The 23,943-nt window shown below is 65.2% G+C and carries 34 protein-coding genes; 18 read left to right on the plus strand and 16 right to left on the minus strand.

Features of this window, described 5'->3' with window-relative positions; translation table 11 throughout:
- Nucleotides 1-81 precede the first annotated feature (81 nt).
- The 3 genes from aftC to G6N42_RS04755 are packed head-to-tail and all read right to left on the minus strand — an operon-like array spanning nucleotide 82 to nucleotide 3,804.
- Entirely contained in the window at nucleotides 82-1,353 is a 1,272-nt protein-coding gene (aftC, locus tag G6N42_RS04745) for an arabinofuranan 3-O-arabinosyltransferase (RefSeq protein ID WP_174262014.1), read from the minus strand.
- A gap of 35 nt (nucleotides 1,354-1,388) precedes the next feature.
- Complete coding sequence (locus G6N42_RS04750) at nucleotides 1,389-2,954, minus strand: alpha/beta hydrolase (RefSeq protein ID WP_163726766.1); 1,566 nt, start codon at nucleotides 2,952-2,954, stop codon at nucleotides 1,389-1,391.
- A 58-nt stretch (nucleotides 2,955-3,012) separates the two neighbouring features.
- Nucleotides 3,013-3,804: a pyrimidine reductase family protein gene (locus G6N42_RS04755; RefSeq protein WP_163726768.1), complete on the minus strand. Its 792-nt coding sequence runs from the start codon at nucleotides 3,802-3,804 to the stop codon at nucleotides 3,013-3,015.
- A gap of 25 nt (nucleotides 3,805-3,829) precedes the next feature.
- Here G6N42_RS04755 and zapE point away from each other — a divergent pair, with 25 nt between their 5' ends.
- Complete coding sequence (gene zapE / locus G6N42_RS04760) at nucleotides 3,830-4,867, plus strand: cell division protein ZapE (protein ID WP_163726770.1); 1,038 nt, start codon at nucleotides 3,830-3,832, stop codon at nucleotides 4,865-4,867.
- Here zapE and G6N42_RS04765 read toward each other — a convergent pair.
- The 7 genes from G6N42_RS04765 to G6N42_RS04795 are packed head-to-tail and all read right to left on the minus strand — an operon-like array spanning nucleotide 4,843 to nucleotide 8,707.
- Nucleotides 4,843-5,334 (minus strand): GNAT family N-acetyltransferase, encoded by a 492-nt coding sequence (locus G6N42_RS04765; protein WP_232076074.1) that lies wholly within the window; start codon nucleotides 5,332-5,334, stop codon nucleotides 4,843-4,845. The two genes, zapE and G6N42_RS04765, sit on opposite strands and share 25 nt — an antisense overlap.
- A gap of 3 nt (nucleotides 5,335-5,337) precedes the next feature.
- Complete coding sequence (locus G6N42_RS04770) at nucleotides 5,338-5,853, minus strand: hypothetical protein (protein ID WP_163726772.1); 516 nt, start codon at nucleotides 5,851-5,853, stop codon at nucleotides 5,338-5,340.
- Nucleotides 5,854-5,893: 40 nt separating this feature from the next.
- The gene (locus tag G6N42_RS04775) at nucleotides 5,894-6,316 is read right to left on the minus strand and encodes a PPOX class F420-dependent oxidoreductase (RefSeq protein WP_163726774.1); all 423 of its coding nucleotides are present in this window, start codon (nucleotides 6,314-6,316) and stop codon (nucleotides 5,894-5,896) included.
- 36 nt (nucleotides 6,317-6,352) lie between these two features.
- The gene (locus G6N42_RS04780) at nucleotides 6,353-6,946 is read right to left on the minus strand and encodes a methylated-DNA--[protein]-cysteine S-methyltransferase (RefSeq protein ID WP_163726776.1); all 594 of its coding nucleotides are present in this window, start codon (nucleotides 6,944-6,946) and stop codon (nucleotides 6,353-6,355) included.
- Nucleotides 6,943-7,425, minus strand: coding sequence for an RNA polymerase sigma factor (locus G6N42_RS04785; RefSeq protein WP_174262016.1), 483 nt, complete (start codon nucleotides 7,423-7,425; stop codon nucleotides 6,943-6,945). The genes G6N42_RS04780 and G6N42_RS04785 overlap by 4 nt, the downstream gene beginning before the upstream one ends.
- A gap of 35 nt (nucleotides 7,426-7,460) precedes the next feature.
- Complete coding sequence (locus tag G6N42_RS04790; protein WP_163726780.1) at nucleotides 7,461-8,186, minus strand: Clp protease N-terminal domain-containing protein; 726 nt, start codon at nucleotides 8,184-8,186, stop codon at nucleotides 7,461-7,463.
- A 32-nt stretch (nucleotides 8,187-8,218) separates the two neighbouring features.
- Nucleotides 8,219-8,707, minus strand: a complete 489-nt coding sequence (locus G6N42_RS04795) for an SRPBCC family protein (RefSeq protein ID WP_163726783.1) — start codon at nucleotides 8,705-8,707, stop codon at nucleotides 8,219-8,221.
- 74 nt (nucleotides 8,708-8,781) lie between these two features.
- Between G6N42_RS04795 and G6N42_RS04800 the strand changes: the two genes are divergently transcribed.
- Complete coding sequence (locus G6N42_RS04800; protein WP_163726786.1) at nucleotides 8,782-9,138, plus strand: helix-turn-helix domain-containing protein; 357 nt, start codon at nucleotides 8,782-8,784, stop codon at nucleotides 9,136-9,138.
- Nucleotides 9,139-9,149: 11 nt separating this feature from the next.
- On the opposite strand, the gene G6N42_RS04805 is transcribed toward G6N42_RS04800, so the two are convergent.
- From G6N42_RS04805 to G6N42_RS04815, 3 genes are all read right to left on the minus strand, one after another.
- Complete coding sequence (locus G6N42_RS04805; RefSeq protein ID WP_163726789.1) at nucleotides 9,150-9,569, minus strand: hypothetical protein; 420 nt, start codon at nucleotides 9,567-9,569, stop codon at nucleotides 9,150-9,152.
- A gap of 557 nt (nucleotides 9,570-10,126) precedes the next feature.
- Entirely contained in the window at nucleotides 10,127-10,306 is a 180-nt protein-coding gene (locus G6N42_RS04810) for a hypothetical protein (RefSeq protein WP_163726793.1), read from the minus strand.
- A 132-nt stretch (nucleotides 10,307-10,438) separates the two neighbouring features.
- Nucleotides 10,439-10,735: a hypothetical protein gene (locus tag G6N42_RS04815; RefSeq protein ID WP_163726795.1), complete on the minus strand. Its 297-nt coding sequence runs from the start codon at nucleotides 10,733-10,735 to the stop codon at nucleotides 10,439-10,441.
- 324 nt (nucleotides 10,736-11,059) lie between these two features.
- On the opposite strand from G6N42_RS04815, the gene G6N42_RS04820 reads away from it, so the two are divergent.
- The 10 genes from G6N42_RS04820 (at nucleotide 11,060) to G6N42_RS04865 (ending at nucleotide 16,060) form a co-directional block, all read left to right on the plus strand.
- The gene (locus G6N42_RS04820) at nucleotides 11,060-12,184 is read left to right on the plus strand and encodes a tyrosine-type recombinase/integrase (RefSeq protein WP_163726798.1); all 1,125 of its coding nucleotides are present in this window, start codon (nucleotides 11,060-11,062) and stop codon (nucleotides 12,182-12,184) included.
- Between the two features lie 314 nt (nucleotides 12,185-12,498).
- The gene (locus tag G6N42_RS04825) at nucleotides 12,499-12,696 is read left to right on the plus strand and encodes a helix-turn-helix domain-containing protein (protein ID WP_064893541.1); all 198 of its coding nucleotides are present in this window, start codon (nucleotides 12,499-12,501) and stop codon (nucleotides 12,694-12,696) included.
- Complete coding sequence (locus G6N42_RS04830) at nucleotides 12,696-12,905, plus strand: hypothetical protein (RefSeq protein WP_163726801.1); 210 nt, start codon at nucleotides 12,696-12,698, stop codon at nucleotides 12,903-12,905. The genes G6N42_RS04825 and G6N42_RS04830 overlap by 1 nt, the downstream gene beginning before the upstream one ends.
- Nucleotides 12,902-13,087, plus strand: a complete 186-nt coding sequence (locus G6N42_RS04835; protein ID WP_163726804.1) for a hypothetical protein — start codon at nucleotides 12,902-12,904, stop codon at nucleotides 13,085-13,087. The genes G6N42_RS04830 and G6N42_RS04835 overlap by 4 nt, the downstream gene beginning before the upstream one ends.
- Nucleotides 13,088-13,223: 136 nt before the next feature.
- Nucleotides 13,224-13,649, plus strand: coding sequence for a hypothetical protein (locus tag G6N42_RS04840; RefSeq protein WP_163726807.1), 426 nt, complete (start codon nucleotides 13,224-13,226; stop codon nucleotides 13,647-13,649).
- Nucleotides 13,650-13,971: 322 nt separating this feature from the next.
- Entirely contained in the window at nucleotides 13,972-14,214 is a 243-nt protein-coding gene (locus G6N42_RS04845) for a zinc finger domain-containing protein (RefSeq protein WP_163726810.1), read from the plus strand.
- 6 nt (nucleotides 14,215-14,220) lie between these two features.
- The gene (locus tag G6N42_RS04850; protein WP_163726813.1) at nucleotides 14,221-14,523 is read left to right on the plus strand and encodes a hypothetical protein; all 303 of its coding nucleotides are present in this window, start codon (nucleotides 14,221-14,223) and stop codon (nucleotides 14,521-14,523) included.
- Complete coding sequence (locus G6N42_RS04855; RefSeq protein ID WP_163726817.1) at nucleotides 14,520-14,909, plus strand: hypothetical protein; 390 nt, start codon at nucleotides 14,520-14,522, stop codon at nucleotides 14,907-14,909. Before G6N42_RS04850 ends, G6N42_RS04855 begins: the two co-directional genes overlap by 4 nt.
- A gap of 20 nt (nucleotides 14,910-14,929) precedes the next feature.
- Nucleotides 14,930-15,250: an RNA polymerase subunit sigma gene (locus G6N42_RS04860; protein WP_232076075.1), complete on the plus strand. Its 321-nt coding sequence runs from the start codon at nucleotides 14,930-14,932 to the stop codon at nucleotides 15,248-15,250.
- Nucleotides 15,251-15,283: 33 nt separating this feature from the next.
- Complete coding sequence (locus tag G6N42_RS04865) at nucleotides 15,284-16,060, plus strand: aldehyde dehydrogenase (protein ID WP_163726822.1); 777 nt, start codon at nucleotides 15,284-15,286, stop codon at nucleotides 16,058-16,060.
- A 146-nt stretch (nucleotides 16,061-16,206) separates the two neighbouring features.
- On the opposite strand, the gene G6N42_RS04870 is transcribed toward G6N42_RS04865, so the two are convergent.
- Both G6N42_RS04870 and G6N42_RS04875 read right to left on the minus strand, forming a co-directional pair.
- Nucleotides 16,207-16,776 carry an SRPBCC family protein gene (locus G6N42_RS04870; protein WP_350310116.1) on the minus strand — a complete coding sequence of 190 codons (570 nt, stop codon included), beginning with the start codon at nucleotides 16,774-16,776 and terminating at the stop codon, nucleotides 16,207-16,209.
- A gap of 29 nt (nucleotides 16,777-16,805) precedes the next feature.
- Nucleotides 16,806-17,210, minus strand: coding sequence for a hypothetical protein (locus tag G6N42_RS04875; protein WP_163726828.1), 405 nt, complete (start codon nucleotides 17,208-17,210; stop codon nucleotides 16,806-16,808).
- Between the two features lie 301 nt (nucleotides 17,211-17,511).
- Between G6N42_RS04875 and G6N42_RS04880 the strand changes: the two genes are divergently transcribed.
- The 6 genes from G6N42_RS04880 (at nucleotide 17,512) to G6N42_RS04905 (ending at nucleotide 22,839) form a co-directional block, all read left to right on the plus strand.
- Nucleotides 17,512-18,675, plus strand: coding sequence for a tyrosine-type recombinase/integrase (locus tag G6N42_RS04880; protein WP_163726831.1), 1,164 nt, complete (start codon nucleotides 17,512-17,514; stop codon nucleotides 18,673-18,675).
- A 231-nt stretch (nucleotides 18,676-18,906) separates the two neighbouring features.
- Nucleotides 18,907-19,212 carry a helix-turn-helix domain-containing protein gene (locus G6N42_RS04885; protein ID WP_163726833.1) on the plus strand — a complete coding sequence of 102 codons (306 nt, stop codon included), beginning with the start codon at nucleotides 18,907-18,909 and terminating at the stop codon, nucleotides 19,210-19,212.
- Nucleotides 19,213-19,372: 160 nt separating this feature from the next.
- Nucleotides 19,373-19,753 (plus strand): hypothetical protein, encoded by a 381-nt coding sequence (locus G6N42_RS04890; RefSeq protein ID WP_197905522.1) that lies wholly within the window; start codon nucleotides 19,373-19,375, stop codon nucleotides 19,751-19,753.
- 565 nt (nucleotides 19,754-20,318) lie between these two features.
- Nucleotides 20,319-20,750 (plus strand): hypothetical protein, encoded by a 432-nt coding sequence (locus tag G6N42_RS04895; RefSeq protein ID WP_163726840.1) that lies wholly within the window; start codon nucleotides 20,319-20,321, stop codon nucleotides 20,748-20,750.
- On the plus strand, nucleotides 20,747-21,460 hold the full coding sequence (locus G6N42_RS04900; protein WP_163726842.1) for a zinc finger domain-containing protein: 714 nt from the start codon (nucleotides 20,747-20,749) through the stop codon (nucleotides 21,458-21,460). Before G6N42_RS04895 ends, G6N42_RS04900 begins: the two co-directional genes overlap by 4 nt.
- Nucleotides 21,461-21,723: 263 nt before the next feature.
- Nucleotides 21,724-22,839, plus strand: coding sequence for a phage major capsid protein (locus G6N42_RS04905; protein WP_197905523.1), 1,116 nt, complete (start codon nucleotides 21,724-21,726; stop codon nucleotides 22,837-22,839).
- Here G6N42_RS04905 and G6N42_RS04910 read toward each other — a convergent pair.
- Nucleotides 22,836-23,927, minus strand: a complete 1,092-nt coding sequence (locus G6N42_RS04910) for an endonuclease NucS domain-containing protein (protein WP_163726845.1) — start codon at nucleotides 23,925-23,927, stop codon at nucleotides 22,836-22,838. The two genes, G6N42_RS04905 and G6N42_RS04910, sit on opposite strands and share 4 nt — an antisense overlap.
- Nucleotides 23,928-23,943 lie beyond the last annotated feature (16 nt).

Here is a 23,943-nt window from a genome sequence, read left to right on the forward strand (position 1 = left end):
TCGCATCGCCTCCCGTGACCCGCCTGCGCGCGAGCTAATCGTATGCGATCAGCCTGCTGTCACAGCGAATTTAAGCCGACGTCAGCCGCTCTGCACGGGAGTCGGCTCTTTCGCCGCATCCTTCATCCACACCGGGTCGATGCCGTCATCCAGCCGGTTCTCGGACTTGGCGTCCAGGTAGCGGAAATACAGCACGCAGAACACCACGATCAGCATCAGGCACCAGCCGTAGGTGAACTTCATGTACTCCAGGAAGCGACCCGTGGTGGGCCAATGCCCGAGCAGCCATCGGTCTGAGCTCATGAAGCCGTAGATCGCCAGCCACGCTGGCCAGTTGCGCAACACCGAGTTGCGCAGCACGACCGTCATCAGGAACGGGAACAGCATCATCGAGTAGTAGCCCTGGCCCAGCGACAACACCAGGAACGACGTGATCAGCAGTACGCCGGACGAGGTCAACATCCAGAACAGCGGATCGCGGGTGCGGTAGTACTTGTAGAGCAGCCACAGCGACAGCACCGCCAGCACGACGAAGGCCAGACGCAGCAGAATGATCAGCCAGAAAGGCAGTCCGTAGTAGAGCCCGTTGCCTGCGATCGAGCTGTTGAAGTAGTCGCGCGTCGTGAAGATGTATTTGGCGGTGCGGGTGACGAAGCTCATCGGGTCTTTGACCAGCGGCCAGGCGACCGCGTTGAACACGGCCGGCACCAAGAAGGCGGGGATCAACGCCCGCCACTGCCGGTTCAGCAGCGGAATCAACAGCAGCGGCGCCAGCAGTGGTTTGACGACCAGCGTCAGACCTATGGAGATTCCGGCCAGCCACTCGTGGTTGCGTTGTCCGTCCAGTAGCCAGCGGAAGAACAGCACCTCGAGCAGCAGGATGCAGCCGTTGATATTGCCGAAAACCAGTGTGTTGACGACGCTTTCGCTGATGAACATCGCCGCGAGCAGAGCGGGCAGTGCGACCGAGTCGAATTTGAATCCGAAAAGGCGAATCAAGAGGTACGCGGCGAGGATGATCGCGATCGTGTTGAACGTGATGAACCAGTACCGCGACGCGTCGACAGGGAGGTAGCCGAACGGCGCCATGATCAGCGTGCCGCCGGGAGGGTAGAGATAGTGCGGGTCGACGTGGTTGAAGTGCTCATTGTAGATGTCCCAGCCCATTTTGAAGTTCACGACGGCGCGGTACACCGGTCCGTAGTCGTCGGTGATGTAGCCGTTGGTGGCTAGGACATAGCTGCGATGAATGATGAACAGGATCGCCAAGGGCCACAGGATCGACCGCAACACCGTGGCCACACCCGGCGGGGAGGTGCGGGGCCGGAAGGCGGCCAAGACAAGATCACGCACCAGCGAACCGTACCCGACCCCGTCAGGCCGAGGTATCAGGCGGGGCAGAACGTGTCGGTCTCGGGCAGCTTGCCGCTGTCCAGATAGCCGGTCACCGGCGGCAGTGCGCAGGACGAGTAGATGGCCGCCCCGTGGCCGATGCCCTGCCATATCACCCGTCTGTTGGCCGCGCCGGCGTTGATCACTGTCGCCGCGACGGCGGCCACGCCTTCGTTGCCGACGATCGGATCGTGCTGGCCACCCAACAGCAGCACGGGGGTCTTGAGATTCATCGGCTCCTGCGGGGCCGCGCCGCTGGGCCAGTTCAGGCATTGCACCAACTCGAGCGCGCCGACCTGGCCGAACTGCGGGTAGACCTTCTCCCACGCCACCACGAGTTCACGGACCCGGTCGGGGGTGGGCCGGTTCAGTGAGTCGCTGCAGCTGTTGACGAACTGGCCGTCGGTGCCGCGCAACGCCTCGGCTTCGGTGACCAGGGTGTTCATCGCGTTCCAGTCCCCAGAGCGGGCGCCGGCGACCGCTGAGGCGAGCCTGTTGGTGACGGCTATGCGATCGCCACGTGGGTACGCCAGCGCCGTGGCGATCGCGTCGGCGACGGTGGCTACCGACCCGTCGTTGGCGTTGTATCCGCGCACCTGGTTCAGTACTGCCGTCACGGCACCCTTGGGGTCGGCACCCAACGAGCAGTTGATCGCCACGCATTGGGCGGCCCACGCATCGAGTGCGGATTGTTCGCCCTTCACACGCTGTTCCATTGCGGCTTCGGCGGCGATGCCGAGCGGAAGTGGGGAATCGAGCACCAGCCGGGCCACCTTGTTGGGGTGGCTACCCGCGTAGGCCAACGCCACCTGGGCGCCGTTGCCGATGCCGTAGAGCGCCAACGTCGGTACGTCCCAGGTGCTTCGGAGGCGCTCGATGTCCTCGGCGGCGTGCGAGTTGTCGTAGGCCGAGTCTCCAGGGGCGATGGTGTCGGTGCAGCTCGTCGTCGCGGCCTGGGTGATCTCGCCGAGATTGGCGACGGGGTCGTCGCCCGGCTGGAACTGGGCCTGATCGAGCATCGCGTTGCGGTCGTACAGATCGCGGCAGTCCAGCGCACCTGACATCCCGATGCCGCGACGGTCGACCGCCACGACGGGCCGCGTCTTGAGCACGTCGGCACCCGACTGCGTCAGCCAGACCGGCAGCTGCATCGAGGTAGGCAGATCCGAACCCGTCGTCATCACGAGCGGTCCGGCGTCGGCGGGGGTTTCATCGGTCGTCGCGCGGACTACGCCGATGCTGATCGTGCCCGTAGCGCCCTTGATGGGGTCGAGTTCGGCGTCATAGGTCGCGCAATCGAACTTCACCCCGGCGATCGGGGGGACCGACGCGTCGGACGAGATCCGCGAGGTGCAGTCACGCCACGACAGGTCGTTCTTGGGTGGCTCGATCGGTGGTGGGCCCTCGGGTGCCTTGGTGGTCTCCGGCTGACCCTGGGGTTGGGCGCCGGAATCGGTGGCGAAGCGCGGATTGGCAGCCAGACCAGGGGCGCAACCGGCAAGAAAAACCGATACCACGAGCGCTGAAGTGCTCAACACCCGTATCGGACGACGCCGCTGCATGCCGACCACAGTACTGATTGCCGTGGTGGATCTTCGTTGCCCAACGCCTCCCGGTGCGTTAACGCGCCCGGACATAGCGGGTGTAGAGGTAGCCCTCGTCGTCGGACAGCAGGTGCGCGGGCCGCATCTTGGTGTGCACCTCGCCGGCGCCTGCCGCGATGCGCCGTCCGGAACCGCCGACCAGGATGGGCGCCACCGTCAGACAGAGTTCGTCGAGCAGGTCATCCTCGATCAACTGGCTGAGCAGCAGCGGGCCGCCCTCGGAGAGCACGCGAAACAGCTTGCGTTCGGCGAGCAGCTTCAGCGCGGTCGCGTTGTCGACCGAATCGGACCGCGGCCCAGATGCGTTCAGCACCTCGGACACCGCGCCCAGCCGCTGTCTGGTGTCGTCGAGGGAGTCGGCGCACGTCAGGATCAGCGGCGGCACCTCGGTGCGGGTGAAGAACAGGGCGTCGGGGTCGAGGGCGCCGGTGCGCGTGACGACCGCGATGGGCGGCACTTCGGCCTGTCCGCGGCGTTGCCGGGCGTGGCGCGCAGCGAGCGGCACCTGGGCGCCGGAGTAGTTCTCGACCCTGACGGTGGCGGCGCCGACCAGGATGACGTCGGCGCTGTGGCGCATGAGGGCGAACATGCTGCGGTCACCGCCCCCGGCCAGACCACCGGCCTTGCCGTCGGCGGTGGCGGCACCGTCGAGGCTGGCGATCATGTTGCCGCGGACCCAACACGCCTGCAGGTCGTCGGGGTATGCGTAGAAGTCGGACAGCCGGCCGTCGGCGCTGTCGATCGCGGGACCGTCAGGCCCCAACGCGGTGAATTGCACGCCAGCGGTGGTATCGGCCATGAACAGCATTGCAACACGTCGATAGGGTGCGTGCATGCAGGGGTCCAGCGATGTCGGTCATTTGGTCGACCGGCATCCGAAGGTCACGCCGGAACGTCTGGTCGCTCAGCTGACCCCGCCGCCGACGTTCGCCGACGTCAGCTTCGACACCTATCTCCCCGACCCTGCCGAGCCCACGCAGGCCGCGGCGGTCCAGGTCTGCCAACAGTTCTGCGCGCAGGCGGTCGAGCGGCGGGCGGGCAAGAAGAAGCTGTTCGGCAGGCGTGAGGTGCTGCCCGGCGTCGGCATTTATCTCGACGGCGGCTTCGGCGTCGGGAAAACCCACCTGTTGGCGTCGTCGTACTACGAGCTGCCTGAACCCAAGGCGTTCGCGACGTTCGGCGAGTTGACGCAATTGGCGAGCGTCTTCGGCTTCGTCGAATGCATCGAGCTGCTGGCCGAGTACGTCGTCGTGTGCATCGACGAATTCGAACTGGACGATCCGGGAAACACGACGCTGATCTCGCGACTGCTGTCGCAACTCGTCGAGCGCGGGGTATCGGTGGCGGCCACGTCGAACACGCTTCCCGAGCAACTGGGGGAGGGGCGATTCGCCGCTCAAGACTTTCTGCGCGAGATCAACACCCTCGCAGCGATTTTCACGACAGTGCGGATCGACGGACCCGACTACCGACACCGCGATCTGCCTGCCGCTCCGGAACCGTTGCGCGACAACGAGGTTGCGATTCGTGCGGCGCGCACACCGGGTGCGACGCTCGACGACTTCGACGCGCTGTGCGCTCACCTGGCCACCATGCACCCGTCGCGGTACCTGACGCTGATCGAAGGTGTTTCCGAGGTATTCATCACGGGCGTGCACGGGATCGACGACCAGAACGTCGCGTTGCGGCTGGTGTCGCTGACCGACCGGCTCTACGACGCGGGCATCCCCGTCGTCGCGTCCGGGGCGAAGATGGACGCCATCTTCAGCGAGGAGATGCTCGCGGGCGGTTTCCGCAAGAAGTATCTCCGCGCGACATCGCGGCTGCTTGCGCTGACGGCAGCGGGTCAGACGGGGCGAACCATCACGTAGTCGTTTTCGACGCCTTCGCCGAGCTGGAACGTGCGGGTCCCGCTGATCGTGAACCCCTGTTTGGCGTAAAAGCGTTGCGCGCGTTCGTTTTGTTGGTTGACGCCCAGCCACACTGACTCGGCGCCCAGTTCCTTGGCGGTATTCAGTGCCGCCGCCATCAGCGCCGCAGAAGCACCCGCGCCGTGGCTGCCGGGCAGCACGTAGATCTTCGAGAGTTCGATGCCGTCGTCGGCGCGAACCAGCATGGCGTAGCCCACCATTCGCGCCTCCTCACGGACGACGAGCACTGCCCGATCGGGATCGGTGAGGTAACCGCGAAACCGGTCCGCGGACAGGTTCTCGTCGATGAATGCGGCGATGTTGTCGACGCTCGCCGACGGCGGGCACGCCAGCGGAAACGTGCGCGCGGCGACGTCGGCGAGTTCGGGAAGATCGGCGACGACGGCCGGGGTCACGTCAAAGTGCAATACCTAGGCCACGTTCCATTGCGCGAGGTGTTGACCGGTGACCTTGTCGAGCAGGATGACATTGGAGATGAGGTCGCGATAGCAGTCCCACCAGACCCCACCGCTGACGGTAGAACCGGCAGGAGCGTTCATCAGCGCCAGTGTCAGCGAGTCGGGTGCGTCGGTGTTGCGCGGCTCGTAGGAATCTCCCGTCGCGGTGACGCCGCGGAACTGATACGTGATCGCCTGGGCGTAGGGCGTCGGCACCTTGACGGGGTTGACGGTGATCTGAGCGCGCCACACCTCATACCGGGGCGCCCGCGGGGGATAGCCGAAGCCGGGCGGGATCGGTGAGGGGGCCAGGCTGTTGACGGTGATGTTGGCGACCAGGCCCTCGAAGTTGATCTGCAGCGTCTCGCCGAGCCGGCCGATGGGCGAAGGCGCGGACTCGGCCTCGTCGGGCGCAGCCTGGGCGGGCGCGGCCGTGAGACCGGCGAGGGTCACCATCATGGCGGCAAGGAGGACGAACCAGCGACGCATGCACGCATGATGGCACAGACTGAAACGTGTTACAGCCGCTTCAGGACACCCATGGTCCCGAGCCGCCGATCTTCTCGATGCGCACCCGCGTGAGAAGTCCGGCCGGCGCGTTGGGCGGCGGGAAGTGCTCGTCGCTGCCCAGCATCACCTTGGCCAGCTGCTTGAGTAGTTCCGGAGCACCGCCTTCGACGATCCGCGCGACGCCGGTGACCGTCAGATAGTCCCTGAGTTGGCCGGGCCGCTCGGGGCCTAGGATTGTCACCGCCACGCGCGGATCGCGGCGTACGTTGCGGGTCTTCCGGTACTCGTTGAGGTGAGCCGAGACGAGCTCGTCGCCCTCGGGCGTCGATTCCAGCGCCATCCAGATCGTGGAGACCTGCGGGCTGCCGTCGGGGTTGAGCGTTACCAAGATGGCGTCGGTGCCCGCCCCGATGAGCTGGCGGGCGGCGTCGTTGAGCTTCATGCGATGTTCTACGGCTGGGGCTGCCGGTTCATTCCCTCAGCCGGCTTCGAGTTCGAGCAGTGTCGACTTGGCCAGAGGCCCGCCGACGTACTGACCCGCCGACCCGTCGGAGCGCACCACGCGGTGACAGGGGATGACCACCGGGAGCGGGTTATGGGCGCAAGCTGTGCCGACGGCGCGGACCGCGCGCGGACGGCCGATCGCCGCGGCGACGGTCGCATAGCTTTCCCGCCGGCCGTAGTCGATGTCGCGCAAGTGCTCGACGACGGCGCGCCGGAAGCCGTCGGCCAGCCGGAGATCGACTCGGACCTCGAAAGCGGTGCGGCGCTTGGCGAAATACTCGTCGATCTGCCGTGCCACGTCCTCGAGTCGCGACGGAGAGCGCAGAATCCGAGGGCTCACGGTGTCGGCGAGCCTGTTCAGGACCGCGTCGTGGCCCTCGATGTCATAGGCCACGCGGACCAGGCCGACCGTCGTCGCGGCCAGCAGTAGCGTGCCGACGGGGGTGTCGATCGTGCGGTAGGCGACGTCGAGCGCCCCGTCGGCTTCTGCCGCCTGCTCGAGCCGTGTGTGCAACCGCGACATCGTGTCGTCATCGACATGCAGTTCGTCGAAGAGGTTGGTGCTCATGGTGTTTCGTCCTTCGAATAGATTTTTCGCAGAGCCTTGATGCCGTCGGCCGCGGCGCGCCGGGCGGCTTCGGGAGAGTTGTCGAGTAGTGGGGCGATCTCGGCGTACGGTAGGCCGGCGATGTGGTGGTAGGCCACGGCCTGGCGTTGCTTGGTCGGCAGTTGTCGTAATGCCGCCCACAGGTCGGGGTCTCCGGCCTCCGGATCGGCGTGCGGTGTGGGGTGGTCGGGCAGGGTGTCGGTGGGCACGGGCCGTCGGCTGCGCGCGCGTCCAACGTCGAGCGCGCGGCGGTGCGCGATGGTCACCAGCCACGCCTCGACGTTCGCGTCGTCGGGGAGCTTCGGGTAGGCCCGCAGCGCCGAAAGGAAGGTTTCCGACCAGGCGTCCTCGGCGTCGGATGGTCCGACCACGGCACGACACACCCGCAGCACCGTCGCACCGTGTTCGGCGACTACCTCTTCGAACGGACGCACTTTCACATTCTGTAGACGTCGCGACGGTGTGCGATGTGAGGTCAGCTTTTGGTGAACGGCTCCAGGGCGGTCGTCAGGTCGTTTTCGAAGCGCTCCCGGTCAACGCCCAATCGGTGCAGCGGGCCGTCAGCGTCCTCGGCCTCGAGCAGGGCGAGCACGATGTGCTCGGTGCCGACGTAGTTGTGGCCCAGGCGAAGTGCCTGCCTGAACGTCAATTCGAGCACTTTTTTCGCCGCGCCGTCGAACGGCGTCAGCGCGGGCAACTCGCCGTCGGCTGCCGGCGGCAGCGACACCGCCGCGCTGACCTTGGTGGCATCGACGGCCTGGCCGGCGAGCAGCTTCACCGCGAGTGCGTCGGGGTCGACGAACATCGCCAAGAGCAGGTGGTCGGGGTTGATCTCGGTGTTCCGCGCGTCGTGGGCCTTGTTCTGGGCTTCGACGATGACGTTGCGTGCGCGCGGGGTGAATCGGCTGAAGCCGGCATTGGGATCGAGCGCGTCGGCGTCGTTGGGAGTTTTGGGGACGAACCGTTTCTGGGCGGCCTGCTTGGTCACACCCATGCACTTACCGATCTCGGTCCAGGACGCCCCCGACCGGCGCGCCTGGTCGACGAAGTGGCCGATCAGGTGGTCGGCGATCTCGCCGAGGGACTCCGCGGCCAGTACCGCGTCGGTGAGCTGCTCGAGCGGTTCGTCGTGCACCTTTTTGATGACGTCGATGAGGTCGTCGAGGCGGACGGGGTTGGTGATTTTCGAAGGCTCGGTCATTGCGTCAACGCTAGGTTGACGCTCCGAATTCGTCAACCTTTGGTTGACGCCTTTGGGTAGCCGCGCCTGACCGTGCGATCGAGGATGCCCAGGGTGCCGCGCAACGCGAGCTCCGAAACAATCGGGAAGATGTTGGCATCGCGCCAATGCTGGTCGATGTTCGACCAGTCGTAGAACGATGTGACCAGCGTTCCACCGTCGACGGGTTCCAAGCGGTAGCCGTAGACGTGCCCGATGTCCGGCTTGAGTTGACCGAAGATGGTCCACGCGATCAACCGGTCCTGTTCGAACTCGGTGATGGAGACGGTGACGTCGTATTTACCGAGCGGATAGTCGTTGAGCGCCTCGCGATCCATGTGTACGACGAAGCTGTCGCCGACCGCGTGGGCAGGATCGCCGTCAGCGTCCTGCAGCATCCCGGTGGCGTCGATCGCGACGTGCCCCTGCGGGTCGCACAACACAGCGAAGATGTCGGCAGCGGGGGCGGGGATGGTGCGTGGCACCTCGATACGTTCGGTCATCGCTCGATCGTCTCAGGTGTGATCTGTGTCGAGCCCGTTTTACAGCGAGGTATGCGGGTAATAAATCGAGCGAAATGTCCTCTGAACAAGTCGACCCGACGACCACCAAACCCGTCCTGCTGCGGCAGGCGATCGCGTTCATCCACGAGAACGCGCATCGCGATATCACGCTGAGCGACATCGCGGCATACGTGAACGTCACACCGCGATCCGTTCAGTACACGTTCCGGCGCTATGTCGGTGCGACGCCGCTGGAGTATCTGCGTGGGCTGAGACTCAGCAGGGCGCACCGCGAATTGCAGGCCGCCGACCCCTCGGTCGACACCGTCATGGCCATCGCGGGCAGGTGGGGTTTCGGGCACGCGGGACGGTTCAGCAGTATGTACAAACGCAAGTTCGGCAACTCGCCGAGCGAGACGCTGCGCCGCTAACGCCCTCGCGTTTACCTCGGGAAAAAGCCCTCGCGTGTGAAGATTCCGGGCTGCCACCCTCGATTGCCCAGACACAGCATCGGACGTCCGTCGGGATGTTGTGCTGCCGCTTGGGGTTTAGGGCACGGCGCGCCGATTTCCTGCACGCCGAACAGCTCATAGGTGGCGACCCAGAAGCCGGTGTAGATGGGCGGCCACTGGTTCTCGATCCAGCGGCACTGCAGGACTTCGCCGCCGGGGCCGCGGCCGAATGTGAACCGCTCCAGGTTGGTGCACGGCGCGGTGAGATGCGCGTCGTAGTTCATGCCGGGTACGTCGGACGGGTAGCGCCCGGGGGTGTCGGGATACGCCAGGTTGTCGGCGGCAGCGAGTGGAGCGGCGCCGATGGCAGCGCCGGCGATCGCAGCGGCGGCGATGAGTTCGCGGATCATGTCCCACACCTTGGTCGTCTTGACGGGTTGGCCTTCCGAGCGTAATCGGTGCCCCGAGATGCTCGAGTGCTTTCGCCTCGATGACGGACGCGTCAGGCGGGTGTCAGCGCGGCAACGAATGCCGACCGTGTGACCGAGTACGGCGGATCGGTACCGCGGTCAACCGTGAGTCCCACAACGCCCCCGATAACATGGCGACGAACAGTCCGAAAAGGCCCGCAGTCGCGAACAGCGCTTCATTCGCCATGCCTGGTAGGTACCCAAACCACAGCGTTGCGACACCAAGGTGGGCAACCATTTCCGAAGCAGAGCTTTGGGTGCGAAGCCCCCGACCCCAGCGCGGGGGCTTCGCTGGGCCAGCCGCCTGCGCCGGGTGTGCGAATTGGATGCAAGGCGAAAGGCCCGTTAACTTAGGTAGCCCGAACGCAGGGAGCCTAATCATCAGGGCAAACCAATTTGCCTAGTTGTACAGTCAACGACCGGCCAAGATCCCGGTACGGCGCAACTTTCGTTCCGTAAGGGAACGCTGCTCGGATGGCCGGGCGAGGGTGCTGCGCTCAGCGGTTGATTTCATCCTGTGGGGCAGACGCGAAAAGTTCGCCCCAGGAGTGGACGCTGGCCATCTCGGGTGTCGTGCTGGTGGCGGCCGACTCGCTCGAGGTCAGAGCCGACGCGAATGCGCCGAACCCGACGAATGCGACGGCTGCGGTGGCGGCGGCGGCGTGCTTGATGCTCATGACTTGCTCCCGACGAGTTGGCTGACTGACTGCCATCAGCATCGGTCGTCGGCCTTGGATCTTTCTTGGAAACATGGGCCGGCCCGCCACTCGGGGGGTAGTAGCGGGCCGGTGTCTGTTGCGCGCGGCTGTCTAACCCAGCCCCGCTGCGAGTCCCAGAAGATCCTGCGCGGGAATGATGTTGCCGATGTCGCCAAGGACCGGGATGTTGCCGAGCTCTCCAAGTCCCGCGATGCTGCCGACGTCGGCGACGTCGTCGAGCAACGGCAGATAGGACTGCCAGTCCTCGCTGAGCCCTCCGGGAATGAGGGGTGCGATGTCATCCAGGCCGGGGTCCGCATTCGCCGCGCCCGACCCGAATCCAACTGCGGCCAAACCCATTACGCCTGATATGGCGCCTGCGACCGCGATTCTCTTTGTTGCCTTCATGGTGCTGTGCCTCTCGTTGCAGCTCGGTATCGCCTGACACCCGTAGCAGGCCGAGTCTTCTCGGCAGACCTTGGAACTTTCTAAAAGCCCGGCACCAGGGCAAAGAAATAGCCGCTGAACAGCGGCTATGTGGTGCGCGATACTGGGATTGAAGTAGGCCAGTCGTAGTTTTCGGGGCAGTGCCGTGACCTGCTAAGAGGGCGTCTGAACAGGCGACACGATGGACAGTATCGCGTGAGCCAAGTGGAGCCAGATGGAACCTGATGTAGGTTCATTGGGCACGTATTGGGCACGCCGCCGCGATACTGACCACCACGGAGAGCCATGCCACGTACCCGCGAAAAGCGGTCCTTCGCCACCATCCGCAAGCTGCCTTCGGGACGTTTCCAGGTCCGCTACACCGGCCCGGACGGGGCGCGCCGCGCCGCGCCGTCCACATTCGGCGCCCGGATCGACGCTGAGGCGTTCGTCGTCGCGAAACGTCGCGAAATCGACCGGGGGGTGTGGGACGCGACGGCCGAGCGGAAGCGGGAGACGATCACGTTTGGCGCCTACGCCGCCGCGTGGGTGGAAGGCCGACAGGTTGCCGGACGTCCAATCAAGGACCGCACCCGCGAGCACTACTGCGCGATCCTCGACGACCATCTGGTCCCGGAGTTCGGCGCCCGCCAGATCGCCGCCATCACGCCGAAGGACGTTCGCGAGTGGCACGCCGCCGCGCTCGTCGACCGGCCAACCATGCGCAGCCACGCCTACAGTCTGCTCCGCACGATCATGACGAGCGCCGTCAACGACGAATTGCTCGACTCCAATCCTTGCCGGATCACCGGCGCGGGCCGCGCCAAACGCGTCCACAAGATCCGACCGGCGTCCATCGACGAACTTGCGACCGTCACGGCCGCTATGCCCGAACGGCTGCGACTTATGGTCATCCTCGCGTCGTGGTGCGCGATGCGCTTCGGCGAGACCGTCGAACTGCGCCGCGGAGACGTCGACCTGGGCGACGAAGTGATCCGCATTCGCCGCGCGGCGGTCCGCACGCAGGGCGGCACGTTCGCAGTCACGACGCCAAAGTCGGACGCAGGTATCCGCGACGTCGCGATCCCGCCCCACATCATCCCGCAAATCCAAGACCACCTGGCGAAGTACGTTGAGCGAAAAGCCGATTCGCTGATATTCCCGAACGAAGTTGGCGAGCATCTACAGCCGTCAACGCTCTACCGGCACTGGTACAAAGCCCGCGCCGAGGCCGGCCGCGACGACCTTCGATGGCACGACCTACGGCATTCTGGCGCCGTCCTTGCCGCGGCGACCGGCGCCAGCCTGGCAGAACTGATGGCGCGTCTTGGACACTCGACACCGCAAGCCGCGATGCGGTATCAGCACGCCGCGCAGGGGCGCGATCGCGAGATCGCCGCACTGCTGTCGAAGCTGGCGGCGAACGGATGAGGGGCACGCGGAGACGCGGCCTTACGCGACGTGTCGCGGCAATCTGTTAACCTTCGGAACCACAACCGAACACCGACGCTAATTGAGGCTTACAGGCGACACGCCCGCTACACAGGCGGGATTTGGCGGCGCACCACCAACCGGGAACCCCGGACCGCCGAGATCGTAGAAGCTGAGACGAACGGCGCACACCCCGAACCGGGGTTCACCCGCTGAGTCCCAAACTGGGACTTGCTGAACCGGCAGCCGAGCACAGAACAGACCCAGATGGTCTATCTGTCGCTCGGCTGTTCCTGTTCAGAAGGGAACCCCTCGTGCAGAACACTCCGAATCGGCGCCGGTACGGATCAATCGCGGACGCTGCCGAGTACATCGGCGTGACGCCAAGAACGATTCGCCAGATGATCGCAGACGGGCGAATTACCGGCTACCGCAACGGTCCTCGCCTTATCCGCGTCGACCTCAACGAGATCGACGACGTTGTGATGCAGCCCTTCGGCGGTGGCGCCTAATGGCGACTCGCGCGTCCCATGTCGACGATCCGGTATGGCAACGGGCGCGGGCGCTCTACGTAGATCCTCCGGACGGCACTTCGAGCGAACGCCTGGTCGCAAGGGTTAGCGCCGCCTCTGCCATGTACGAGATGGAACGCTCGACGAATCCGCAGACTGATGAGCAGCGCGACCGTATCGTCGCGATCCTGCGGACCGGTGCGGCATGAAGCCCCCCGACGAACCACAGGTCCACATCGCGCCGAACGCATCGCGTCCCGGCCTGGTAGTGATCGCGATCGGCAGCGGAACCAACCCGTACAGCGTCACGCCTGAGCGGGCCGACGACCTGGCCGACCAACTGACCGGCGCCGCCGACGCGGCACGCGCAGCCGCAGAAGTCCTGCGATGACAGGCCAACGAAAAAGCCGCCCCGCGGGGAACGAGACGGCTCCATCGAAGTTCAGTGCGACGGACTTCGACCAGCTTAACGCCCGCGCGGCGCCACGACGGTCCACGCCGCGTCGTGGCGAGGTGGTGTGAATGCGATGGGACACCGCAACCCAATTCAGGTTTTCGGCGACTCCATCCGCAGGGGCTACACCGTGGTCTCCGACGAGTTGATTCGCGTCGGCGCCCACGACCGCGCGCTCGGCTCGGACGGCCTGGCCGTGATTCTGTTGATGCTGTCTCGGGCGTCCACTAGAGCGGGTCAACCGGCCTGGGAGACGTCGGCGACTCAGATCTCGGTCGAACTTGGATGGGGGCGCAACCGAGAGCGCGCCAGCGCCGCCATACAGCGAGCCGAAGACGACGGGCGCCTTGTGCGGCGCGGGTTCACCCGCGACGGGCAAGCCGTCAAGCAACGGTGCGCCTATGTGATCTGTGCCGGTGGGCGCCGTTTCACCGATGAAGAACTGGTCATTGCCAAGGAACCGATTGCGCTTCCATCCAAGCGGAAGGCGCAGCCGTGACGGCCGGTCGTGGTGCACGGTTTCCGTGCACTACAGAGTCCGCCGAGGTGCACGGTTTCCGTGCAGGTCGAAAGCTGCTGAGGTGCACGGTTTTTTGTGCACCTAATTCGGTCTGCAAGCTGCACGGCTTCCGTGCACCTAAGGTGCACCCCCGTGGGTGCAACATAGGAATACCCACGTACTTAGGAATACTCCATCCGGTCATGCACTGGCGTGCACGACCGATCGAAATCCCCTACCGAGTCTGCGTACGGGGTTACGCAAATCGGGGACTTCCAGGTGACCCACTGACTGCGTGCGCGTGGAGTGAGGTGGCCGCGCCGTGACGTCGCAAGTGTTCGTAGAGGTCTATACCGACGCGGCGATGGACCGGGAATGCCCGAACTGCCAAGCGCCGCCGCACAGGTGGTGCAAGCGCCCCAACGGTGAGACGCGCCCGATTCCGTGCATCGCCCGTATGCGCATCGCACCGAGCCCGCCCGACGTCGAGCACCAGGCCGTGCTGGCTCACCTGACCCGCTCGTTCAGCGAGCCAATTCACCAACCCGACAACACCGAGGAGTGACCCGCCGTGAGCGATTGGAACACCATCGGCGCGCTGCTCGCTGGCGTGCCAGACCTGCCGGGAGCCCGCTGCGCGGGCCGCTGGGACCTCTACGAACGGACCGTCCGCGAGTACCGCGTCGACGGCCGACTCACCAGGCAGGAGCTAGAGACCGCCCGCACGACCGCGCTGCGCCTCTGTGAGACGTGCCCGGTTCTGCAACCCTGCCGCGAGTACCTGCAAGGCCTGCCGATCTCGCATCGTCCGCCAGGCGTCATCGCTGGACAGGTGATCACGACGAGCGGGCGGACGTTGGGGACCAGGACGTGAGCAAGTCCGGTCTGTTGCGGGTCGACGGGGTCGTAATCCTGAGCGGGCCAGCGCTGCGCTGCGCGCTCGACGCCGCACTTGTGGCGATCAGGCAGCGAAAGTTGTCCGGCCTGCCCTTCTCCACGACACCCTACGAAGCGTTGGCCTGCGAACTTGCCGCCGCGATGGCCGCAAACGGACACGCGGACGTCCGCGATTGCACGATCAGCGAGCCTGTGCCGGTGGACGAACAACCGACTGTGCCGCTCGCCGAAGCAGCCACCCACCTGGACATGTCGCTGAGGCAGGCGCGTCGACTGGCTCCGCAACTCGGAGGCCGGAAGGTCGCCGGTTCCTGGTTCGTCGACGAGACGGCACTACGCCAACACATCGAAGGGAAGTCATGAACCGACGAGAACGAGCCCGCGTGATCGCGAGCCTGACCGACGACGAGCTAAACCAACTCCGCGAACGCATATCGGATTCGGACGCACACGACGCTGCCGATCGCCGATTCGCCCGCAACCTGTTCGGCGGATCCGACGACGACGAGGACCAGGACGACGGCGCCGACCAGGACGCGAGCGAGTACACCGAGGAGCAGCGGCAATGGGCAAAAGACCTTTTCGCCACTCTCGACGACGACAACGACGACGTACTGGCTGGCCTCAAGAGCGGGCGCACTATCGGGCGCACCACTCCACCGACGCGAGAACCGATTCCGCACAACGAATTCCGATTTAGCTGACTGTCGCATACTCCCCGAAAGGACACCCCCAACATGCTCGCAATCTCGGCGCACACCCGCGCCCAAACCGTCACGAACGCCGCCGCCACTCTCGGCGTCCCACTGCCCCCCGCGTTCCTCGAAAAGGTCGACCAGGCAGAAAGATTCACCGAAGCTGCCAAAGAAACCGTCTGCACGAAGGAGAAGCTGCACGCCGCCGTCCTCAGCGCCATCGAGGAAGGCCGCGACTACCACGCGGACAAGGGGATTCAACGGCTGGCGCTCGACTGCCAGCTCACGTCACAGAACATCCTTGCCGCCGCTCGCAGCCGCGGCGAGGAGCTGGTCACGGCCGCACTCAACGACCACGCCGACGACATTCTCGACGGCTGGTCCGACGCGCTCGACGAGCACTCGGCGCACCTTGTCGCCGCCGCGGAAGCAGGCCTGAACCTCAAGGACGCTTCGGGCGCGGTCGCGCGCGGCGTCGACACCATGCGCCAACTGCACGCCGCGCAGATCGCCGTCAAGGCATGGGCAGCAGCAGAACACGGCTTCCACACGCTCGCTGCTGTCGCTGGCGTCAGGATCAACGCGACCGGCACCGTCGCCCTGACACCGGCACGTCTGGCCGAACTGGCACCCGCCTACGAGCTGGCCCGCGACGAGAGGACCGAGGTCAACGCGTGGATCCTGAGCCGTTGCGGGATCGTGCTGCGACTCGCGACGCTCGACGAATTCACGCGGAGGGCCGCGCAACTCCGAGCAGACACCGAAGCTGAGGCGCGCGACCGCGCCGCACGCACGAACGCCGCGGGGTTCAACCGCTGACACCCACAGACAGCCTCGCGGTTGGCGCGCGTTTTCGGACGTAGGGCGCAGCGCCGCCGCGAGGCCTCAACGACGACGAGGACCTGGACGTTGACCGCCAACCCGGACAAAAGAACATTTTGCAGGACAGAGAAGTGCGGCCCACTTCACTGTCGTCCGCCTTCTGCTCGTTTCGCCAGCGCCGCCGCTAATCGCGTGATCAATGTCCGCAGCATGAACCGCAGCGGCTTCCCTAGGCCGGGGACGGGCGATACGAAAGTTGCGGTCCAGATGACGAGGCTTCCATTGGGGAGTTCGTGAATACGGATGTCACCGCGGTAGTCCTTGACGGGCCAAAAGCCTGGAAGTGTGGTGATGTAGGCGTGATGGCTTGGTCGGCTTCCGTCGGTGATCTCGTCGCGCACAGTGGAGCCGTTCATACGAACCCGCCGGATCCCGCCAACGCCGGTGACAGGCGCGCCCCGCCGCTCCCAAGACGCAGTCGACACCGTTGGCATCCACCCCGGCCAACTTTCCACATCGAGGAACGTGTCAAAAAGCACGCTCGGCTGCGCACTCGACGATTGCTCTACGCGGAACGACATAGTCGCAGCCATGGTGCCGAAACCTACTACAGCCGCTTGTCGAAGTCCTGTCACCGACTCATGCCAATGTTCGACGTTGGTAACGAGGCCGCAGCGTTCGATTACGTCCAGAACGCGGGCTCTGCTCTGCATGCGATCATCGCGTCCGCTGTCGAGTCGAGCTACGAACAACCCGCACCCAGGGCGGGTGACCCCACCCCGGCACCGCAGCGCCTGTCCTCTTCGGCTGGGTAGCCGAACGCGATGAAGTCGCCGCCATCGACCAGCTGATGACCGATTTCCGAGTAGACCCCATTCGGGTGCGCGGCGGTTTCTTTGGATATGACGAGCGCTGCAAGATCGATCGCCGAGTGGCGTATCACCTGTTCGACCACTCGGGCGAAAGACTCCATCGGCGACCGGAACGAGAACATGGCGTCAGCGACATCGGGCACACAGTGCGCCGCTGTCAATATCACGTACGAGCGCAGGTACATGGCGCCTGTGCCACTGAACTCCCATGTCCCGCCAGGCGGAGCAAAGTAGACCGGCCCTGTCGCGAATCGTGGGAAGAAGTCGAGTGACATGGCGCAACGCTATCTGGCGAGGGCAGACGCCCCGACGCGACTGTGTTGGGCACGTATTGGGCACAGACGCAAGAAAGGCCCTGAGTTACCGGTCCTGACCTGCAAAAACTGTGGTGCGCGATACTGGGATTGAATAGGTGCCCACCCGGTTTGCCAGATAGGTGTGCCACCTGGGAGTTCGGCTCGTTAACCTGCGTAAACGCCTTCAAACTGCGTGTACCTCTAACGTACCTAAGCACCCGCAACGGTAGCCTTATGTGGTGCATATGTGGTGCAACAGTAGCGCGCGACAGGCCCCCTGATGCCGCCCAAGAAGAAAGCCCCACCCCGGTCCACCAAGCGCAGCTTCGGGCGCCTACGGCAATTCCGCTCGGGCCGCTGGAAGGCCAGCTACACCGGCCCCGATGGCGTGCTCTACGAGGCCCCCGCCACCTTCGCCCTCAAGCTCGACGCTGAGGCATGGTTGACGGACCGCCGCCGCGAAATCGACCGCGAACTGTGGAGCCCACCGGGCAAGGAGCAGCAGCCGCGCCGCCAGCGTGCCGTCACCTTCGCCGAATACGCCGAGCGGTGGCTGGAGACTCGCACGGTGAAGGGCCGCCCGCTGCGGCCCCGCACCCGCGAGCACTACCGCAAGCTGCTGGACGAGCACCTGGTGCCCGCTTTCGGCACCACGCCGCTGCGCGCCATCACACCCGAAGCGGTGGACCGCTGGTACGCCAAGACCTCGAACGATGCGCCCACGCTGCGCGCCCACATGTACAGCCTGCTGCGCACCATCTTGGAATCGGCACGCACCGACCGCGACCGGCTGATCGAGGTCAACCCGTGCATGATTCGAGGCGCCGCCACCGCACAGCGCAAGTCGCAGACGCGGCCCGCCAGCCTGGCTGAACTCGACACCATCGTGGCTGCGATGCCCGAGCGGTTCCACGCCATGGTGCTGCTGGCCTCGTGGTGCGCGTTGCGCTTCGGGGAGTTGGTGGAGTTGCGGCGCCGCGATGTTGACCTCGGGCACCGGGTGGTGCGGGTGCGCCGCGCCGCCGTGCGCGTTGATGGCGGCTGGCAGGTGGGTGACCCGAAGTCTGATGCTGGGCGGCGCGAGGTCGCCATCCCGCCGCACATCGTGCCCGTACTCGAGCATCATCTGACGAAACACACTGACGTACAGCAGGATTCGCTGCTGTTTCCGGCAGACAACGGCAACCACCTACAGCCCAGCACGCTGTACCGGCATTTCTACAAGGCCCGCGCCGCCGCCAAGCGCGACGACCTGCGGTGGCACGACCTGCGGCACAGCGGCGCGGTGCTGGCCGCGCAGACGGGCGCGACCCTGGCCGAACTGATGGCCCGGCTGGGGCACTCGACCGTGGGTGCCGCCATGCGGTACCAGCACGCTGCGCAGGGTCGCGACCAAGCCATCGCCGCCGCACTGTCCAAATTGGTCGAGGGCCAAGGCGAGTAAGCCCCGGCGGGGCGCAGGTAACACTCCCACAAGAGCGAGCTACAACGGGCTGTCAGTGCGGCGGTGTACCTTGTGTGCCGTAAGTGCAACCGCGCACCACTCCACCCGGCGCGGGTCCCTGGGTCTAGGCCAGGAGATGTCGGGGTAGGCGGCACATAGCTGCGGACGGCCAGCCGCAAGGGCAGGCCAACGAATTCTGTTGGCCCACCAACCTTGTTGAAGGAAAACCGCATGTCCCGCCGTAAGCCGCCGCCGCGCAAGCTCATTACCGTTGCAGAAGCTGCCGCCCACTTTGCCGTCGCGCCCAAGACCATTCGCGAGTGGATCGCCGAAGGCCGTCTGCCCGCCGTCCGGCCAGGCCCGCGCTGCATCCGCATCGACGTGGCCGACCTAGAGCGCCTGGCCCAACCCTGCGGCCCGGCTTGCGCGCCCGATCCTGTCGAGCGCATCGCCAAGCTGGTCGAGAACAGCCCACTCACCAACGACCAGGTGGACCGTCTGGCCGCCCTCCTGCGCACAGGCGGTGATGCCCGGTGAGTGGCCCGCCAACGAAAGCAAGCCGCCCGCTGGGAGCGAGGCGGCCTGCTAAGCGTCTGGCGAGACGCGCCCAGCATGACACACCGGCCCGACAGCAGACGGCAGCCAAGGCGGTGCGCTGATGGGCCTGCGAAACCCGATACGGGTCATTGGTCACCCCATGCGTGAGGGCGTGTTCTGGTTGTCGGACGAGCTTGTCCGGGAAGGTGCGCACGACCGGGCGCTGGGGTCTGACGGCTACGTGGTGATCACCTACTTGCTGTCGAGGTACAGCACGCAGAAGCGTTGGGAGACTTCGGCTAACCAGATAGGCGACCAGTTCGGCTGGGGCCGCAACGGCGACCGTGCGCGCAATGCCATTGACCGGGCCATCAAGGACCGGCGGCTGGTAAAGCGGCAATGCGTGCGCGACGGGAGGATCGTTGCCAAGCGGTGCGAGTACGTGGTCTGCGCCGGTGGCCGCCGGTTCACCGATGCGGAGTTGTTGGAGTGGTCGAGGCCGCTGCCGCTGCCGCCACGGAAGCGCACGGTGCCGACGTGATCAGGCCCGCGCACACCTTGCACGGTTTCCGTGCAAGACCAACGCCATTGTGTTCCACGGTTTTCGTGCAAGACGGTTGTGCTCAAGTGGCACGGTTTCCGTGCAACATGTGCGTGCCAGCCCATCACGGCTGCCGTGATAGTTGCTTGCACGGCAGCCGTGGTAGTTGCTTACACGGCTGCCGTGGAACAAAGGACAACCCACAGAGGACAACCCACAGAGGACAACCCACGCGTCGTGCACATTCGTGCAAGACGCACCCGGTTACCCCTACCGAATCTGCTCAAGTGGTTACGGAAGTCGGGTACCTAAGCCGGGTACCAAGACCGCGCGTAAAATCTCAGCGGTGGTGGGGTGTGGTGGCGGCTCATCAGCCAGCTGGCCCACACCTGGCGGTTGGCCACGCGCCACCGCAGCGCGTTCTGCGGCCCAGCGTCAACGCTGGCGGCTTAACGGGGGCCGCCTGGCGTGGCTGTGCCCGGCGGGTAGCTACGGCGAGGCTGTGGGCCTCTGAGCCGTTGCGCCATGGCGCCATACCTGTTGCGCCACAACGATGCTTGGCGGCATGCCGCCACACGCGGCGGTCCCTACGGTGAGGCGCTGCCGAGACTGCAGCACGCGGCTGCTGCGCACCAACACCACCACCAGGTGCGCCGAGTGCCGCCTGATGCGCCGCAACGAGCGGCTGACCACACCGGATATGGCCGAGCGCCGTGACGCACTACTACGGACCGCCGCCATAGCGCGCCGCACCGCAGAACTCGATGCCGAAATCTACTCCGACAGAGGAAGATCACCGATGACCGCACGTGACGACCAACTGGGGCCGGACGCAGAGCAGCACCCTGGCACCGGCAAGTGGCGCTTATTGTGGACCGGCGACAAGGTAGCCGAGGTTGTTGGGTTGTTCTCGCACGACACGGAAGCGGCTGCGCTGCAGGAAGGCCGGGCATTCGTGCGGCGCCAGCTGCGGGCGGCCCAGCGTGGTGGCCGATGAGCGCGCAGCCTGCACCGCGACCAGCTGGCGTCACCGCTGGAGTGCCCGATCAGGCGCCCGAGGGTGGCAACACCGGTCTGGCCGGCGGTCGTCCCGCCACAGGCGATGCGGCGCTGCAGATCGAGTGCCCACAGTGCGGTGCGCAGCCGGGCCAGCCGTGCACCATTCGCCGGTATCGCGGTCCTGACGCGCGCCACCGCGCGCGCATCGAGGCTTTCGAGGCCGCCGCAGCAGACCCAGCCAACCTGCCACCACCCTGGCCGGGCCGCGACACCTTCGAGCTGGTGTGCATGCGGTGTGGCCAACTGATCACGGCGCAGCGGCCCGGCTACGCGGCGGTGGACCGCCATGCCGCTATGCGCCGCACCGCCGCGCTGGCGCTGTGGCGGGCAGAGCACGGCGTGGCTGGCCCGCACATGCCGCCGCTGCGCTGGCGTCTCGTTCACTCGGACTGCGACAAGGTGCGACGTCAGGCGCGCGGTGACGCTCGCATTCGTGCGCAGGACTTGCGTACCACCCGGCGGCTGTTGCGCATGAGCGCGGCGCTCACCACTCGCCGGTGGGTGGCCGACACCGACTGGCGCGCGCTGGTGGCGTACATCATTCGAGGGTCGGCGGTCGTCGAGTCGAACACGGCGGCGGCCAGGCGTCACGCTGACGCGGCGGAGAATGCCGCGAAAGGCGGTGCTGCCCAGGGTTCACATGGTTGAGGGGTAGCTGCTGAAACAGGAATCGGCTGACCGGTTTGCATTGGCGCCAAGGCCGAAACGATCGCCCCCGTGGCAGTTGCACCGCAGCCGCCACGCCGCGTGGCGCGGGGGTGACCAACTATGATCTGGTACCAACGTACCATTAGTGTCAGTAAGGCTTCGACTCAACGGCTCTCAGTCAGTAAGTGTTCAGTTGCGTTGCGCGGCAACGTGTCCGTCGAACGGGTGCAGCTGCGCTCACGGGGATCCAGGAAGGGATCACGATGCCTACGAGTGTCTTCGAGTCGGCTACCTACACCAAGAGTGCAGCGGTCGCGCACGGTCGGTCCTACATGCAGGATTTGGTTCGTGCGTCGCTGAACATCGATTTCGACGGCGGCGCACGTGATCGCCTGATGCGCCATGCGAAGGACGTCCAGACCCTGCCCGAGTACGCCGAGTACCGCGACCTGTCCCGCACGGACGGCCAGGGTGGCTACGCCGTACCGCCCGCCTGGCTGATGACCCAGTACATCGAGCTGGTCCGCGCCGGTAGGGCCTTCGCCAACGTGGTTACGAACCAGCCGCTTCCCGCTGGCACGGACAGCATTAACATTCCGCGCGTTCTGACGGGGACCGCGACTGGCGTTCAGAACGGCGACAACACCAACGTGGTGGAACAGGACTTGACGGACTCGTTCGTGAACGCCCCCGTACGCACGGTTGCTGGCCAACAGGACCTCGCAATCCAGCTCATCGAACAGAGCCCCATCGCATTCGACGAGGTCGTCTTCCGTGACCTGGTGGCCGACTACGCAGCGCAGATTGACATGCAGGTGCTCGCGGGTACCGGGGCCAGCGGCCAAGTGCTCGGTGTGCGCGGCACCGCGGATATCGAGACGGTTGCGGTGGGTGCGCTCAACACGCAGGGCGTGTATGGCGCCATCGCGGATGCGGTACAACGCATTCACACCAAGCGGTTTATGCCACCGACCGTGATCGTGATGCATCCGCGTCGGTGGGCCTGGTTCCTCGCGCTGTTGGACACCACGAACCGACCGCTGTTCCTCCCGGCCTCGAACCATCCGCAGAACGCGGCGGGCATCCTAACGGCGGTGGCCGCCGAGCAGGTGGTCGGCAACATGCACGGCCTGCCGGTCGTCACCGACCCGAACATCGGTACGGCGAATGGCCCCGGCGCCAACGAGGATCTAATCTATGTGCTCCGCGCATCCGATCTGATCCTTTGGGAGTCCGGCATCCGGACCCGCGCGCTGCCGGAGACGCTCTCCGGACAGCTGACGGTCCGTCTGCAGGTCTACGGCTACCTAGCCTTTTCGGCTGCTCGCTATCCGGGCAGCGTCGCCGAGATCACCGGGCTGACTGCGCCGACCTTCTAGTCGCTGGCCAAGCCGAAGTACTGGCTCACCTCATTGATCGTGAATTGATTGCGCAACTTGCAGGCGGAGTTCTGATTTGCGAACAGGCCTGGCACAGAGAACGCCTTCGACTGATCGACTGCGTTCGACCACGAAACCGGAACAATCCACTCCTCATATAACTCGCCCTTGAACTCCTGGTCGTGGACGTAGTTGCCCTGCAAACTCAGGCCCTTCATCGGCGTTAACACTCCGTCGACATCAAGCTGTGCGTCTTTGAAAGATACAGCCGGTCCAGTGACGGTTCCGACCCCGACGTAGCCGACTTTGGGAATGTAGACGAAGATTCGCGCATCGAGCGGCAGTTGCCGAATAGTGCGGGAGTACCAGGGTGCTCCGCCAGCAGCCACGAACCCGTACTGCTGGGCATCCGCCCACTGGCGTCCACCGGCATACTCTCCGTAGTTCACGTACCAGTCGATGCCGTTCCATGTTTCCTTCTTCGCCGAACCCGAGCCGGGCTTCCTGACCTTCGTCTGCGCATCATCAATCATCCAGGTCCGAGCGATGTACTTGTGCCCAGAATCTTCGTAGTAGGTAAAGAACAACACGTTGATAGGAACCCCGTACTGCGCCAGATATGTGACAATCCGTTCTGTCGAGGCATCCATGTCGCTAGCAATAACAGTGAGTATGTGGGAATCATTTAGCGTCTCAGGGGGATTGGCGCCAAACCTGGCCTCGAAGGCCTGATCGAAGTTCAGGCCGTCCTTCCCCGGCGAATGATGTTCGTAGGTGTCGCGGACTTGATCATTCGTAAGTTGCTCGACCCAAGACCCGTAGTCAAGGACCTGTGCAACTACGTCACGCGGCGTGCGGTCACGCTTGAGTTCCAGGACGTGAACTGCACCATCACCATCGATACCTAGTAAGTCGATAATCTTGCCGGAGTCCGTCTTAACCTGGCGACCGATGATCAACAGTGACTCACCGAGCATCGCGGGATCCGACTCAATTATGTCTTCGAGCTTGCTCTCCAATTCGATGGATGTTGCATGCACGCGCACAGGATCGTCGTCGACTCGCCACAGGGCTATCTCAGTGGGCATGTCACCTTCCTAAATA

The sequence above is a fragment of the Mycobacterium gallinarum genome, from assembly GCF_010726765.1.
Lineage (GTDB): Bacteria > Actinomycetota > Actinomycetes > Mycobacteriales > Mycobacteriaceae > Mycobacterium > Mycobacterium gallinarum.

What these genes read in the sequence shown, in the direction of transcription:
- G6N42_RS04865 (WP_163726822.1), top strand. Translation starts at nt 15,284, where the DNA reads ATGCTCGCAATCTCGGCGCACACCCGCGCCCAAACCGTCACGAACGCC.
- G6N42_RS04795 (WP_163726783.1), bottom strand. Translation starts at nt 8,707, where the DNA reads ATGACCGAACGTATCGAGGTGCCACGCACCATCCCCGCCCCCGCTGCC.
- G6N42_RS04885 (WP_163726833.1), top strand. Translation starts at nt 18,907, where the DNA reads ATGTCCCGCCGTAAGCCGCCGCCGCGCAAGCTCATTACCGTTGCAGAA.
- G6N42_RS04800 (WP_163726786.1), top strand. Translation starts at nt 8,782, where the DNA reads ATGTCCTCTGAACAAGTCGACCCGACGACCACCAAACCCGTCCTGCTG.
- G6N42_RS04750 (WP_163726766.1), bottom strand. Translation starts at nt 2,954, where the DNA reads ATGCAGCGGCGTCGTCCGATACGGGTGTTGAGCACTTCAGCGCTCGTG.
- G6N42_RS04840 (WP_163726807.1), top strand. Translation starts at nt 13,224, where the DNA reads ATGGGACACCGCAACCCAATTCAGGTTTTCGGCGACTCCATCCGCAGG.
- G6N42_RS04770 (WP_163726772.1), bottom strand. Translation starts at nt 5,853, where the DNA reads ATGCGTCGCTGGTTCGTCCTCCTTGCCGCCATGATGGTGACCCTCGCC.
- G6N42_RS04835 (WP_163726804.1), top strand. Translation starts at nt 12,902, where the DNA reads ATGAAGCCCCCCGACGAACCACAGGTCCACATCGCGCCGAACGCATCG.
- G6N42_RS04870 (WP_350310116.1), bottom strand. Translation starts at nt 16,776, where the DNA reads ATGCAGAGCAGAGCCCGCGTTCTGGACGTAATCGAACGCTGCGGCCTC.
- G6N42_RS04810 (WP_163726793.1), bottom strand. Translation starts at nt 10,306, where the DNA reads ATGAGCATCAAGCACGCCGCCGCCGCCACCGCAGCCGTCGCATTCGTC.
- G6N42_RS04820 (WP_163726798.1), top strand. Translation starts at nt 11,060, where the DNA reads ATGCCACGTACCCGCGAAAAGCGGTCCTTCGCCACCATCCGCAAGCTG.
- G6N42_RS04790 (WP_163726780.1), bottom strand. Translation starts at nt 8,186, where the DNA reads ATGACCGAGCCTTCGAAAATCACCAACCCCGTCCGCCTCGACGACCTC.
- G6N42_RS04895 (WP_163726840.1), top strand. Translation starts at nt 20,319, where the DNA reads ATGCCGCCACACGCGGCGGTCCCTACGGTGAGGCGCTGCCGAGACTGC.
- G6N42_RS04780 (WP_163726776.1), bottom strand. Translation starts at nt 6,946, where the DNA reads ATGAGCACCAACCTCTTCGACGAACTGCATGTCGATGACGACACGATG.
- G6N42_RS04775 (WP_163726774.1), bottom strand. Translation starts at nt 6,316, where the DNA reads ATGAAGCTCAACGACGCCGCCCGCCAGCTCATCGGGGCGGGCACCGAC.
- zapE (WP_163726770.1), top strand. Translation starts at nt 3,830, where the DNA reads ATGCAGGGGTCCAGCGATGTCGGTCATTTGGTCGACCGGCATCCGAAG.
- G6N42_RS04755 (WP_163726768.1), bottom strand. Translation starts at nt 3,804, where the DNA reads ATGCTGTTCATGGCCGATACCACCGCTGGCGTGCAATTCACCGCGTTG.
- G6N42_RS04875 (WP_163726828.1), bottom strand. Translation starts at nt 17,210, where the DNA reads ATGTCACTCGACTTCTTCCCACGATTCGCGACAGGGCCGGTCTACTTT.
- G6N42_RS04910 (WP_163726845.1), bottom strand. Translation starts at nt 23,927, where the DNA reads ATGCCCACTGAGATAGCCCTGTGGCGAGTCGACGACGATCCTGTGCGC.
- G6N42_RS04805 (WP_163726789.1), bottom strand. Translation starts at nt 9,569, where the DNA reads ATGATCCGCGAACTCATCGCCGCCGCTGCGATCGCCGGCGCTGCCATC.
- G6N42_RS04815 (WP_163726795.1), bottom strand. Translation starts at nt 10,735, where the DNA reads ATGAAGGCAACAAAGAGAATCGCGGTCGCAGGCGCCATATCAGGCGTA.
- G6N42_RS04830 (WP_163726801.1), top strand. Translation starts at nt 12,696, where the DNA reads ATGGCGACTCGCGCGTCCCATGTCGACGATCCGGTATGGCAACGGGCG.
- G6N42_RS04900 (WP_163726842.1), top strand. Translation starts at nt 20,747, where the DNA reads ATGAGCGCGCAGCCTGCACCGCGACCAGCTGGCGTCACCGCTGGAGTG.
- G6N42_RS04880 (WP_163726831.1), top strand. Translation starts at nt 17,512, where the DNA reads ATGCCGCCCAAGAAGAAAGCCCCACCCCGGTCCACCAAGCGCAGCTTC.
- G6N42_RS04890 (WP_197905522.1), top strand. Translation starts at nt 19,373, where the DNA reads ATGCGTGAGGGCGTGTTCTGGTTGTCGGACGAGCTTGTCCGGGAAGGT.
- G6N42_RS04905 (WP_197905523.1), top strand. Translation starts at nt 21,724, where the DNA reads ATGCCTACGAGTGTCTTCGAGTCGGCTACCTACACCAAGAGTGCAGCG.